The organism is Rhizobium sp. BK196 (assembly GCF_014193255.1).
GTDB lineage: Bacteria > Pseudomonadota > Alphaproteobacteria > Rhizobiales > Rhizobiaceae > Rhizobium.
In genome coordinates this window covers 352,243-363,861 of sequence record NZ_JACHZB010000005.1, presented here as the reverse complement: position 1 = coordinate 363,861, position 11,619 = coordinate 352,243, and the positions used below count along the sequence as shown (strand labels likewise).

The window sequence follows — 11,619 nt, the reverse complement described above, 5'->3', positions numbered from 1 at the left end:
TTTCTTTGCCCTAAGCAGGTTTTCAATGCCAAGAATTGCCTATGTGAACGGACGCTACGTGCCGCATTCCAACGCCATGGTGCATGTAGAGGATCGAGGCTATCAGTTCGCCGACGGCGTCTATGAAGTCTGCGAAGTCCGTCACGGCCTGATCGTCGACCTGACCCGGCATCTGAACCGTCTGGACCGTTCGCTCAGTGAGCTGCGTATCGCCTGGCCGATGAGCCGTGCAGCACTGACGCAGGTGATTCGCGAGACGCTGCGCCGCAATCATGTCCGCAACGGCCTGTTCTATCTGCAGGTGACGCGCGGTGTCGCTCGCCGCGACCACGTCTTCCCGGCTGAAGGTACGCCGCCCTCGATCGTCGTGACGGCCAAGAGCACCGATCCGTCTGTCATCGCCAAGAAGAATGCCACTGGCATCAAGGCGATCACGGTTCCCGACAATCGCTGGGATCGCGTCGACATCAAGTCGGTCGGGCTGCTGTCGAATGCGCTTGCGCGCCAGCAGGCCAAGGAAGCGGGTGCTCAGGAAGCGATCTACATCGATACCGATGGCATGGTGAAGGAGGGGGCTGCGACCAATGTCTGGATCGTCGACGCCGACGGTAAACTGTTAACGCGACCCGCCGAAAGTGGCATCCTGCGCGGTGTTACCCGCACGACTCTGATCGATGTTGCAGCCAAATTGGGGGTTGAAATCGTCGAACGAAAGTTCTCCGTTTCGGAGATGATGGCAGCTCGCGAGGTCTTCATTACCGCAGCCACAAGCATTTGTTTTCCAGTGGTTTCCATTGATGGACAGGCGATTGCGAATGGTCATCCCGGAAGCCTCTCGCAGAATATTCGGGAAGCCTTTTTCGACGTTGCGGAAAAGATTACGATTTGATACCAAGATTTGCTGGACAGGTGGAATGAGGGTGCCGCCTGCCTTGCTGGTGAGGTTGATTGATATTCTACCGGCTTGATCAGGCCGGCAATAAAGAAAGAAGCGGCGCGATGGCGGAACGTTCTCAGAATCTGCAGGACTTATTTCTCAATACTGTACGCAAGCAAAAGATTTCCCTGACAATCTTTCTGATTAACGGCGTAAAGCTCACGGGTGTTGTCACGTCTTTCGACAATTTCTGTGTTTTGCTTCGCCGTGACGGCCATTCGCAGCTAGTGTATAAGCATGCGATCTCGACCATCATGCCTGGTCAGCCAATGCAGATGTTCGAGAGCGAAGAAGCAGCTTCCTAACCAAGGCCAGCCGTTATTTCGACACGCGATACAAAGAACGATTCCATCATCCCTGAGGCAGATAAGCACAGGGATGACATGCGCGCGACCGTTGTCGTGCCAGTGCTGAAGTCGCGCTCGCGCGGCGGACAGACCGAGTCGGCTTCGACCCGCACGCCCGAAAGCCGTCTCGACGAGGCGACCGGTTTGGCTCAGGCGATCGATCTCGATGTCGTCAACGCTTCCATCGTCTCTGTCAACGATCCGCGCCCGGCAACGCTGCTCGGCACGGGCAAGATCGAAGAGATCAAGAACCAGCTCGATGAGCGTGATTCAGGGCTGGTCATTGTCGATCACCCGCTAACGCCGGTTCAGCAGCGTAATCTCGAAAAGGAATGGAACGCCAAGGTCATCGACCGGACGGGCCTGATTCTCGAAATTTTCGGCCGCCGCGCTTCCACCAAGGAAGGCACGCTGCAGGTCGATCTTGCTCATCTGAACTACCAGAAGGGCCGGCTGGTCCGAAGCTGGACCCACCTTGAACGCCAGCGCGGCGGTGGCGGGTTCATGGGCGGTCCGGGTGAAACCCAGATCGAAGCCGACCGGCGTCTGCTGCAGGATCGCATCATCAAGCTCGAACGCGAGTTGGAGCAGGTGGTGCGCACCCGCCAGCTGCACCGCGCCAAGCGCCGGAAGGTGCCGCATCCGATCGTGGCGCTTGTCGGTTACACCAACGCCGGCAAGTCGACGCTGTTCAACCGCATCACCGGGGCAGGGGTTCTCGCTGAAGACATGCTCTTCGCCACGCTCGACCCGACACTGCGCCGCATGAAGCTGCCGCATGGCCGCACTGTCATCCTGTCCGATACCGTCGGCTTCATCTCTGATCTGCCGACCCATCTGGTCGCCGCCTTCCGCGCGACCTTGGAAGAGGTACTGGAAGCCGATCTTGTCCTGCATGTGCGCGATATGTCCGATGTGGACAATCAAGCCCAGAGCGCCGACGTGCTGCGTATTCTCCACGATCTCGGCATCGACGAGGCCGAGGGCGAGCGCCGCATTCTCGAAGTGTGGAACAAGATCGACCGGCTCGAGCCCGAAGCCCATGACGCCATGGTGCAGAAGTCCTCCGGCATGAAGAATGTCATTGCCGTTTCCGCCATCAGCGGCGAGGGCGTGGACACGCTGATGGAGGAAATCAGCCGCCGTTTGTCCGGCGTCATGACGGAAACGACCATCACACTGCCCGTTGACAAGCTGGCGTTATTGCCCTGGCTCTACGACCATGCCGTCGTCGACAGCCGCGAGAATAACGAAGACGGCTCGGTAACGCTGGAACTGCGGCTGTCCGAGACGGAAGCTGCGGAGCTTGAACGTCGCGTCGGCAATGGTCCGAAGCCCGCAAAGGAAGACTGGGACCGGTAAAGCGCCGAAGGTTCGGTGCTTCACTCCGCCCCAGCCACGACAACCCGCTCGATCGCCTTGGCTGCCTGCCAGATCTCTTCCATCCGCTCTAGGCTGGCCGCCTCCAGGCTCTCGCCTTCCACATCAAGAACCTGTTCTATGTGATTGAATCGACGTCGGAACTTTGTATTTGTTCCGCGCAGCGCCTGTTCCGGATCGGCCTTTACATGCCGGCCGATGTTAACGACGGCGAAGATCAGGTCGCCGAGTTCGTCGCTGACCTTTGATTTATCGCCCCCACGAAGCGCAACACGCAGCTCGTCGATCTCCTCCTCGATCTTGTCGATAATCGGTTCGGGTGCCGACCAGTCAAATCCGACCTTGGCGGCGCGTTCCTGGAGCTTCAACGCTTCCGTCAGCGCCGGAAAGCTGCGTTGCACCGAGCCGAGGAAGCCCGCCTTGAAATCTTCAGTAATACCGCGCCGCGCCCGGCGCTCCGTGCGCTCGCGCTTTTCCGCCTGCTTGATCTCGTCCCACTGCTTCTTCACGGCATCGGGCGTATCCGCATCCGAACGGGCAAAGACATGTGGGTGGCGGCGGATCATCTTGCGGGTAATGGCTTCCACCACATCGCCGAACGAGAACTCCCCGGCTTCTTCGGCCATGCGTGCATGAAAGACCACCTGCAGCAGCAGGTCGCCGAGTTCGTCGCAGAGATCGTCCATATCCTCGCGCTCGATCGCGTCGGCAACCTCGTAGGCTTCCTCGATAGTATAAGGCTTGATGGTCGCGAAATTCTGCTCGATGTCCCACGGGCAGCCGGTCTCGGGATCGCGAAGCGCAGCCATGATCTCGATGAGGCGCGAAATGTCTTTCGAAGGTTCCATGGTCTCTCAGCTCAGCGGAATGTCGTTGGTGCTCTTGGTCGCCTGATAGGCGTCGGAGAGGGCGGCGTAGCGCGATTTGATCCGCGCTGTCTGCGCCTTGAGTTCGGCCTTCAGCGCAGCATCCTCGGTCTCGACGAGATCGGCGATCGCAAAGCTCTTCCAGAAGGCGTTCTGCCGCCTGTAACCGCCTGGCTCGAGCCCGAAGACTTCCTTCAGGATTTTCAGATCATGCGGGATGGCAAATCTGTCGCGGGAATCTTCATGGTTGAAGAAATAGTAGAAATTGTCGAAGCCGGCCCAGGTGATCGCCGACATGCACATGGTGCAGGGTTCATGCGTGGAGAGAAAGATCAGGTCTTTCGTTGCCGGCTTATCGGTGAGTTCGTAGAAGCGTTTAAGCGTGTGAACTTCGCCGTGCCAGAGCGGGTTTTCGAGTTCGTTGTTGGTTTCGGCGACGATGAGCGCAAGATCGGATTTACGCAGGATAGCCGCGCCGAACACCTTGTTGCCGGAGGCGACGCCGACTTCCGTTATCGGCAGGATATTGTCTTCCATGACCTGCAGAAGGCGGTTAGCGATTGTCTTTTCCGGCATGAAATTCTCCCGTTTTGCCTATCCTAGCGCCCTACGGAATGAAGCGGAATGCGTAAGTCCGATGCTTGGCACTTTGCCACAGGCTTTATGGGCCTCGTTTCCAGCTTCCGCCAGAAAACCGGCGCCCAAGATATGTGCTTTTCGCGCCGCACGGGTGAGTTTTCTCAAATCATTGATCTACCGGGTAAAAGAATACGCCGCTAGCCGGCCTTTGGAATTCTGTTTCTTCATTCGGCTGTCCGGAGAATGCATATTCGAGCGACTTCGAAGTGGATTGAGAATGCCTCCCAGGACTGAACAGCTTTCGATATTTCCCGCCTTCTTTCGGGTGGAAGGTCGGACTGCGGCCGTTTTCGGCAATGGCGATGAAGCCTTCGCCAAGGTTCGCCTGTTGTTGAACACGCAGGTGCGCATCATTGCGCATGCCGATCGCCCGGAAGCCGATTACCACGCTTTTCTGATTGCCAACCGCATCGACACTGTCCGCGAAGCCTTTGCGCCTGAACAGGTCGAGGGCGCTGTCCTTGTGTTTGCGGCAACCGGTGATGCAGAGCGGGATCGCCGTATCGTCGATGCCGCCCGTGCGGCTAAGATTCCGGCCAACGCCGTCGATCAGCCCGATTATTGCGATTTCTTCACGCCTGCTCTCGTCAATCGTGCGCCTGTTGCCGTGGCGATCGGCACCGAAGGCGCAGGGCCGGTGCTCGCACAGATGATCCGCGCCCAGATCGATCAGCTCCTGTCGCCCTCGCTCGGCCGCTTGGCGGCGCTGGCGACCAGCTATCGCGAGGCCGTTGAGCACCTCGTTCCCCGCGGTATTTCCCGCCGCATCTTCTGGCGACGTTTCTTCTCCGGCCCGGTCGCTGATGCCGTTGCCAACGGCAATCTTCCGCAGGCCCGCCGTTCTGCCAATGGCCTCCTGCGCTCGCTGGATCGCGTTGAAGGCCATGTCTGGCTTGTCGGTGCCGGCCCCGGCGCTGAGGATCTTCTGACCTTGCGCGCCCAACGCGTGATGATGGAAGCCGATGTCATTGTCTATGATGCGCTAGTGCCGCAGGCGATCGTCGATATGGGCCGCCGCGATGCCGAGCGTCTTTCGGTCGGCAAGCGCAAGGGCTGCCATTCGAAGTCCCAGGAGGAGATCAATGATCTCTTGGTTGATCTAGGCCGCCAAGGAAAACGCGTGGTGCGCCTGAAGAGCGGCGATCCGCTGGTCTATGGGCGGGCAGGGGAAGAAATGGCAGCGCTACGCGCCGCCGGTATCTCCTATGAGATCGTCCCCGGCATCACTTCGGCCTTTGCTGCGGCTGCTGATTTCGAACTGCCGCTGACTTTGCGCGGCGTCGCCTCTTCACTGGTCTTCACGACCGGACATGATCTGACCGGAGACGTTTTGCCGGATTGGGCGAGCCTTGCTGTGTCGGGCGCCACGATCGCCGTCTATATGGGCCGCACGGTCGCAGCCTCTGTTGCCGAGCGGCTGATGCAGGCCGGCATCCCCGCAGAGACCACCGTTGCCGTGATCGAGAATGCGAGCCGCGCAGATCGTCGCCTGCTGCACGGAACCTTACGTGATCTTCCCGACCTGCAGCATCGTGACGAGTTGACCGGGCCGGTCATGGTCATTATCGGCGATGCGGTCGCAGGCGCCAACTTCGAACTGTCCGAACCGTTGGTGCGTGAGCGCATCCGGTTCGATGAACTTGCAAGGAGCTGACATGGTTGACAAGGTTCTGACCGCCAACCGCCTGACGGACGGCGTTGCCGTCTGGTTGAACGCCAATGGCGAGTGGGTGACCTCGTTGCAGGAGGCGCTCGTCGCCCGCCATGCCGAAGCCGTCGCCGCACTCGAGGAGATCGGCAAGAAATCCTATGCCGATAACAAGGTCGTTGACGTTGCTGTCGTCGATGTTCAGGAAATCAACGGTCAGCTCTGGCCGTTGCGCCTGCGCGAACGCATCCGGGCTCAAGGCCCGACCATGGAATATGCGCCTGGCTACAAGCCGGCCGATCCCGAATTCATTGCAGTCTGAGGAAGACGATGTACCGTTACGACGAATTTGACCACGCCTTTGTCGCTGAGCGCGTCGAGCAGTTTCGCGATCAGGTCCAGCGCCGCCTTTCCGGGGAACTGGCCGAGGATGCATTCAAGCCGCTGCGCCTGATGAATGGTGTATATCTCCAGCTCCATGCCTATATGCTGCGCATCGCCATTCCCTACGGCACGCTGAGCTCACGCCAGATGCGCATGCTCGCCCATATCGCCCGCACCTATGACCGCGGCTATGGCCACTTCACCACACGTCAGAATCTGCAATTCAACTGGCCGAAGCTGTCCGAAATACCCGATGCGCTTGCTGACCTTGCGACCGTTGAAATGCACGCCCTGCAAACCTCGGGCAACTGCATCAGAAACGTAACGGCCGATCACTTCGCCGGTGCCGCCGCCGACGAGGTTGCCGATCCGCGCCCTTACGCCGAAATTCTGCGTCAATGGTCTTCCGTTCACCCGGAATTTTCGTTCCTGCCGCGCAAGTTCAAGATTGCCGTGACCGGTGCCGAGCGCGACCGCGCCGCTATTCAGGTCCACGATATCGGTCTGCATCTGAAGAGGAACGACAAAGGCGAGATCGGCTTCGCCGTCTATGTCGGCGGTGGTCAGGGCCGCACGCCGATGATCGCCAAACTGATCCGGGACTTCCTGCCCGAAGAGGACCTGCTCTCCTACACGACCGCCATCGTGCGCGTGTACAATCTGCATGGCCGCCGCGACAACAAGTACAAGGCCCGCATCAAGATTCTCGTCCACGAAACCGGGGCCGAAGAACTCACCCGCCAGGTCGAGGCTGAGTTCGCACAGCTTAAGGATTCGGAGCTGAAGCTGCCCGAACAGGACGTGCAGGCGATTGCAGCATATTTCGCGCCGCCGGTTCTGCCGGAGCGTGCCGAAGGTTGGGAAAATCTGGCTCGCTGGAAGAAGGCCGATCCGGCTTTCGCGCGCTGGGTCCAGCAGAACGTGCAGCCGCATAAGAACCCCGACTACGGTATGGTGACGATCTCATTGAAGCCGATCGGCGGTATCCCGGGCGATGCGTCCGATTCGCAGATGGATGCGATCGCCGATCTTGCGGAGGAATATGCTTTCGACGAGATTCGCGTCAGCCATGAGCAGAACCTGATCCTGCCGCATGTGGCGCTCTCCGATCTCGAGGCCGTCTACCGCGGCCTGGTTGCCATCGATCTCGCCGAAGCCAATGCCGGTCTCATCACCGATATAATCGCCTGTCCCGGGCTGGACTATTGCGCGCTTGCCAATGCGCGCTCCATTCCGGTCGCGCAGGAAATCTCGCGTCGTTTCGGCGATCCAGTTCGCCAAGCAGAAATAGGCGAACTGAAGATCAAGATTTCCGGCTGCATCAATGCCTGCGGCCATCACCATGTCGGCCATATCGGCCTTCTGGGCGTCGAAAAGAAGGGCGCTGAACTCTATCAAATCACGCTTGGCGGTTCCGGTGACGAACATACCTCGATCGGCGAAATCATCGGCCGCGGCTTCGAGCCGGACAAGGTGACGGATGCGATCGAGACGATCGTCGATACCTATCTGGGCCTGCGCCTCGATCCATCAGAGATATTTCTTGCCACTTATCGCCGTGTTGGCCCGCAGCCCTTCAAGGATGCGCTCTACGGATCGGCTGCGGAAGCGGCATAAGGAGGGGATGATGACGAAGATCTGGAGAGAAACCGGTTTTGTCGAAAACGATCCCTGGATGATCGAGACCGACGAGGTGAAGGCGACGGGGGATCAGAAGCCGCTTCTGACACTCGACGAATTGATCGCCAAGGCCGATGAGAGCAACGATGTCGGCTTCGGCGTCTTGATCAAGCCCGCCGACGATGTCCTGAAACTCGAACCCTATCTCTATCGCCTGGAGATCGTGGCGGTTGCGTTCCCGGCCTTCAATGATGGCCGTGCTTTCAGCCATGCGTCGCTGCTGCGTCAGCGCCTTGGTTACACCAACGAGCTGCGTGCCGTCGGCGACGTATTGATCGACCAGGTGCCGCTGATGCTGCGTGTCGGCATCGACAGTTTCGCCGTCACCAACGAGACGGCGATCCGCCGTCTGTCGGAAAAGCGCCTGCCGTCCATTCCGCATCATTATCAGCCGGCGGTGCGTGACGCCGAAGCCGGCAAGGGCTATAGTTGGCGCCGTCAGGCAAAGCCGGCCGCCTGAGGCCGCCGGTTCTGCCGTCTTTTTGATGACGGAACGATAGCATGAGCAAATTCGAAGTGGCGGTGATCGGCGGCGGTCTCGCCGGCATGATCGCCGCAGTCGCCTTGGCACGCGGCGGTCGCAACGTGGCGCTGGTCGCCCCTCCATCCCCCAAGGAAGATCGCCGCACCACGGCCCTGATGGACCAGTCGATTCGTTTCCTGGATCGGCTGACACTCTGGGAAAGGCTCCGTCCGGCCGCTGCCCCGCTCACCAGCATGCGCATCATCGACGGCACCAGCCGTCTGCTGCGTGCGCCGACGACGACCTTCCGATCCGCCGAAGTCGGACTGGACGCCTTCGGCTATAATTTTCCGAACAGAGCATTGATGGATGTGCTCGAAGCCGCCGTAGCCGCTGAGGGCAATATCACCCGCTTCACCGACATGGCTGAAACGATCGGGATCGCTCCGGAATCTGTAACGATCACGCTTGCAGGCGGCGAAGAGATCACCGTCGATTTCGCCATTGGTGCTGATGGCCGCAAATCGAAGCTGCGGGAGACCGCAAGCATCGACGTGCGCACCTGGTCCTACCCGCAATCGGCCATGGTGCTGAATTTTGCGCATACGCTGCCGCACCAGAACACTTCCACGGAGTTCCACACGGAGCACGGCCCCTTTACGCAGGTACCGCTGCCCGGTAATCGTTCAAGCCTCGTCTGGGTGCAGAATCCCTCGGACGCCGCAGCCCGTGTCGAACTGTCGCTTGCCGAGCTCAGCAATGTCGTCGAAGAGCGAATGCAATCCCTGCTTGGTAAGGTCAGTGTGGAGGAGGGTGTGCAGATCTGGCCGTTGTCTGGCATGATGGCGCATCGCTTTGGCAAGGGCCGGATCGCGCTGATCGGCGAGGCCGCACATGTTTTCCCGCCGATCGGTGCGCAAGGCCTCAACCTCAGCCTTCGCGATATAATGGCACTGACCGATCTTCTCTGCACGCGCGCGGAATTGCCTGTCGCCGCCGATGCCGGCACAAGCTTCGACCGCAAGCGCCGCGCCGATATCATGACGCGCACCGCAAGCGTCGATCTTCTGAATCGTTCGCTGCTCTCCGATTTCTTGCCAGTACAGGTTCTGCGCGCCGCAGGCCTGCATGTCCTCTCAGCCATTCCACCGCTGCGCAATATCGTCATGCGCGAAGGCATCGAACCGGGGCGCGGCCTCCGCGATATTCCTGGCGCGATCAAGGAACGGCTGAGGCGAAAGAAAGCCTGATTTATCGCAATATATCGGCTGAGCCTGGCGCTCAGCCGATTTGCATGAGGATTGGGAAGGTCTGCTGGAACCAGATTGCGACATTGCTGACCCAACCGAGCAGGAAGGCAAGGCCTGCCAGCACGAGAAAGACGCCCATGATCTTCTCCACCGTCCCGAGGTGCCTGCGAAACCGCGACAGGAAGCGCATGAAGCTCCCCGAAAAGCCGGCGGCAATCCAGAAGGGCACGGCAAGCCCCAGCGAATAGACAGCGAGCAGCCCGGCACCGGAGCCCACCGTTTCACGCGATGCGGCAACGCCGAGGATTGCTCCGAGCACCGGCCCGATGCAGGGCGTCCAGCCGAATGCGAAGGCCAGCCCCATGACGTAAGCGCCCGTCAGCGTCGCCGGCTTGCCGTTGCCCTGGAAGCGAGCTTCGCGTGCCAGGACGCCAATGCGAAAAAGCCCGAGGAAATTCAGCCCCATGATGATGATGATCAGGCCGCCGATCTTGGCGAGAAGATCGAGATGCTGGCGCAGCAGCATGCCGATCGTCGAGGCACCGGCGCCGAGCGACACGAAGACGGTCGCAAAGCCGAGCGTGAAAAAAAGCGCCGAGAAAAGCACGCCGCGCCGCACATCCGGTGCTGCGGCCACCGTTCCGCCGCCGCGAAACTGCTCGACGGAAATGCCTGCCATATAACAGAGATAGGGCGGGACGAGCGGAAGTACGCAGGGCGACAGGAACGAAAGCGCCCCGGCCAGCAGCGCACTCCAAAGGGAAATATCGGCAATCGACACGCATTCTCTCCGGCACCAATCGGAGCGATGTTCCTAACGCCGCAACGGGGTGGTTGCCAATCACCTTTTTGCGCTGACGCAGCCGCCCGGATCTCCAAATTGCCGCAGGCCCCGGCATGATTTTCTCCATCCCAACATGAGACAGCGGATGTGGATATTAACCGCGCGTATACCATCGTTGGTTCTGTGAATGGATCGACTCGGGCTTAACCGGTGGTATTGCCCGGCATTTGCAGGCACCCCACTGCAAATGCCGGGAGGTCCGGTCGGCGAAGTACGAGGCCGACGCCGGACCTCCCGCGTGCTCTCCGGCTTGCTGGCGGTGGAATGGGATCTATATGTTGCGCACGATGCGTTAGCGGTCAGCGCTGCGGAAATGGCTGCAAGCCTTTTCCGCTAAAATCTCATTCCGTTGTGGTGACCGCGTGATAAATTGCCGCGAGAGAATCCGTGAGGAGAATATTGATGAGCAGATTTCGGGCACTCGTGGCAGTCGGAGCACTGATTGGCATTTCCGTGCTGACGGCATGTGCGACTCCCCCGAATTCGTATGGCTCCGCCTCGGGTTACGTGCCGGGAGATTCGATGAACCGTGCCTGCCGAGACGGCTTCAGACCGAATGATGGCCGCTCCTGCAGCTATTGAAAGCGAGAAGGTCGGGACATCAACCTGCCTGGCGGTAACCCGTCAATGCAGTTGCGGCTCATCCTCATCGAGAAAGCTTTGCACGCCATCGCGTTCAGCGGTGGCCAGGAATTCTTCCCAAGCTTCCAGATCTGTGGCGAATTTGTCTTCCCAGACGGTTACGACTTCGGTCTGTGAGATGACCTCGAGGGTCCAATCGCCATTGGTGCCGGCCGGCCGAAATATATCGACGAGCACGGTTACTCCGCTGTCTTCGAATTCGCCGGAAAAATCAGAGTGCTCAAGCTTCGGTTCTTTAGGTGTTTTCGGCATCCGACCTCCAGCACCGTCACGCGCCGTACAGCTAAAAAAAGATTATGGTGAGAGCGTCGGGGTTCGAACCCGAGACCTACTGATTAAAAGTCAGTTGCTCTACCGGCTGAGCTACGCTCTCCCTTTCCGCGAGCGCGAAGCACCCCGGCTGGAAGTGCGCGGAACATATGCAGGCGACCTATCGCGGTCAACCAAAAAAACTTCTTATCCATTGTATCGGGCACATTTCTTGTTGCCCGCCATCCGACATCGCGTTTCCGCCGGCAGCTTGCCGTCAACATGGCCAA

Annotated in this window: 13 protein-coding genes and 1 tRNA gene; 9 read left to right on the top strand and 5 right to left on the bottom strand. The window is 59.6% G+C overall.

The genetic code is table 11. The features are described from left to right. Positions 1-25: 25 nt before the first annotated feature. From FHT78_RS19190 to hflX, 3 genes are all read left to right on the top strand, one after another. Complete coding sequence (locus FHT78_RS19190; RefSeq protein WP_183747383.1) at positions 26-889, top strand: D-amino-acid transaminase; 864 nt, start codon at positions 26-28, stop codon at positions 887-889. 110 nt (positions 890-999) lie between these two features. Further along, positions 1,000-1,242, top strand: coding sequence for an RNA chaperone Hfq (hfq, locus tag FHT78_RS19185; RefSeq protein ID WP_003539403.1), 243 nt, complete (start codon positions 1,000-1,002; stop codon positions 1,240-1,242). A 78-nt stretch (positions 1,243-1,320) separates the two neighbouring features. After that, positions 1,321-2,646, top strand: a complete 1,326-nt coding sequence (hflX, locus tag FHT78_RS19180) for a GTPase HflX (RefSeq protein ID WP_183747380.1) — start codon at positions 1,321-1,323, stop codon at positions 2,644-2,646. A 20-nt stretch (positions 2,647-2,666) separates the two neighbouring features. Here the strand turns inward: hflX and mazG are convergent, their stop codons facing one another. Both mazG and FHT78_RS19170 read right to left on the bottom strand, forming a co-directional pair. After that, positions 2,667-3,512: a nucleoside triphosphate pyrophosphohydrolase gene (mazG, locus tag FHT78_RS19175; protein WP_183747377.1), complete on the bottom strand. Its 846-nt coding sequence runs from the start codon at positions 3,510-3,512 to the stop codon at positions 2,667-2,669. 6 nt (positions 3,513-3,518) lie between these two features. Then, the gene (locus FHT78_RS19170; RefSeq protein ID WP_183747374.1) at positions 3,519-4,106 is read right to left on the bottom strand and encodes a nucleoside deaminase; all 588 of its coding nucleotides are present in this window, start codon (positions 4,104-4,106) and stop codon (positions 3,519-3,521) included. Positions 4,107-4,386: 280 nt separating this feature from the next. Between FHT78_RS19170 and cysG the strand changes: the two genes are divergently transcribed. Genes cysG through FHT78_RS19145 form a run of 5 tightly spaced genes read left to right on the top strand, consistent with a single transcriptional unit; the run spans position 4,387 to position 9,594 of the window. Beyond that, positions 4,387-5,823, top strand: coding sequence for a siroheme synthase CysG (cysG, locus tag FHT78_RS19165; RefSeq protein ID WP_183747371.1), 1,437 nt, complete (start codon positions 4,387-4,389; stop codon positions 5,821-5,823). A gap of 1 nt (position 5,824) precedes the next feature. Further along, the gene (locus tag FHT78_RS19160; protein WP_183747368.1) at positions 5,825-6,139 is read left to right on the top strand and encodes a DUF2849 domain-containing protein; all 315 of its coding nucleotides are present in this window, start codon (positions 5,825-5,827) and stop codon (positions 6,137-6,139) included. A gap of 8 nt (positions 6,140-6,147) precedes the next feature. Further along, the gene (locus tag FHT78_RS19155) at positions 6,148-7,818 is read left to right on the top strand and encodes a nitrite/sulfite reductase (protein ID WP_183747365.1); all 1,671 of its coding nucleotides are present in this window, start codon (positions 6,148-6,150) and stop codon (positions 7,816-7,818) included. A gap of 10 nt (positions 7,819-7,828) precedes the next feature. Beyond that, complete coding sequence (locus FHT78_RS19150) at positions 7,829-8,341, top strand: DUF934 domain-containing protein (protein WP_183747362.1); 513 nt, start codon at positions 7,829-7,831, stop codon at positions 8,339-8,341. 41 nt (positions 8,342-8,382) lie between these two features. Then, positions 8,383-9,594, top strand: a complete 1,212-nt coding sequence (locus FHT78_RS19145; RefSeq protein WP_183747360.1) for a UbiH/UbiF family hydroxylase — start codon at positions 8,383-8,385, stop codon at positions 9,592-9,594. Between the two features lie 31 nt (positions 9,595-9,625). Here FHT78_RS19145 and FHT78_RS19140 read toward each other — a convergent pair whose 3' ends face one another. Beyond that, positions 9,626-10,375, bottom strand: coding sequence for a cytochrome c biogenesis CcdA family protein (locus tag FHT78_RS19140; RefSeq protein ID WP_183747357.1), 750 nt, complete (start codon positions 10,373-10,375; stop codon positions 9,626-9,628). Between the two features lie 465 nt (positions 10,376-10,840). On the opposite strand from FHT78_RS19140, the gene FHT78_RS29385 reads away from it, so the two are divergent. Then, on the top strand, positions 10,841-11,020 hold the full coding sequence (locus tag FHT78_RS29385; RefSeq protein ID WP_246715354.1) for a hypothetical protein: 180 nt from the start codon (positions 10,841-10,843) through the stop codon (positions 11,018-11,020). 42 nt (positions 11,021-11,062) lie between these two features. Here the strand turns inward: FHT78_RS29385 and FHT78_RS19135 are convergent, their stop codons facing one another. Further along, complete coding sequence (locus tag FHT78_RS19135; protein WP_183747354.1) at positions 11,063-11,332, bottom strand: hypothetical protein; 270 nt, start codon at positions 11,330-11,332, stop codon at positions 11,063-11,065. Positions 11,333-11,377: 45 nt separating this feature from the next. After that, a tRNA-Lys gene (locus tag FHT78_RS19130) sits at positions 11,378-11,453 on the bottom strand. Between the last annotated feature and the right edge of the window lie 166 nt (positions 11,454-11,619).

Bases quoted from the DNA above. Each gene is read 5' to 3' on its own strand.
- FHT78_RS19190 (WP_183747383.1), top strand. From the start codon at position 26: ATGCCAAGAATTGCCTATGTGAACGGACGCTACGTGCCGCATTCCAAC.
- hfq (WP_003539403.1), top strand. From the start codon at position 1,000: ATGGCGGAACGTTCTCAGAATCTGCAGGACTTATTTCTCAATACTGTA.
- hflX (WP_183747380.1), top strand. From the start codon at position 1,321: ATGCGCGCGACCGTTGTCGTGCCAGTGCTGAAGTCGCGCTCGCGCGGC.
- mazG (WP_183747377.1), bottom strand. From the start codon at position 3,512: ATGGAACCTTCGAAAGACATTTCGCGCCTCATCGAGATCATGGCTGCG.
- FHT78_RS19170 (WP_183747374.1), bottom strand. From the start codon at position 4,106: ATGCCGGAAAAGACAATCGCTAACCGCCTTCTGCAGGTCATGGAAGAC.
- cysG (WP_183747371.1), top strand. From the start codon at position 4,387: ATGCCTCCCAGGACTGAACAGCTTTCGATATTTCCCGCCTTCTTTCGG.
- FHT78_RS19160 (WP_183747368.1), top strand. From the start codon at position 5,825: ATGGTTGACAAGGTTCTGACCGCCAACCGCCTGACGGACGGCGTTGCC.
- FHT78_RS19155 (WP_183747365.1), top strand. From the start codon at position 6,148: ATGTACCGTTACGACGAATTTGACCACGCCTTTGTCGCTGAGCGCGTC.
- FHT78_RS19150 (WP_183747362.1), top strand. From the start codon at position 7,829: ATGACGAAGATCTGGAGAGAAACCGGTTTTGTCGAAAACGATCCCTGG.
- FHT78_RS19145 (WP_183747360.1), top strand. From the start codon at position 8,383: ATGAGCAAATTCGAAGTGGCGGTGATCGGCGGCGGTCTCGCCGGCATG.
- FHT78_RS29385 (WP_246715354.1), top strand. From the start codon at position 10,841: ATGAGCAGATTTCGGGCACTCGTGGCAGTCGGAGCACTGATTGGCATT.
- FHT78_RS19135 (WP_183747354.1), bottom strand. From the start codon at position 11,332: ATGCCGAAAACACCTAAAGAACCGAAGCTTGAGCACTCTGATTTTTCC.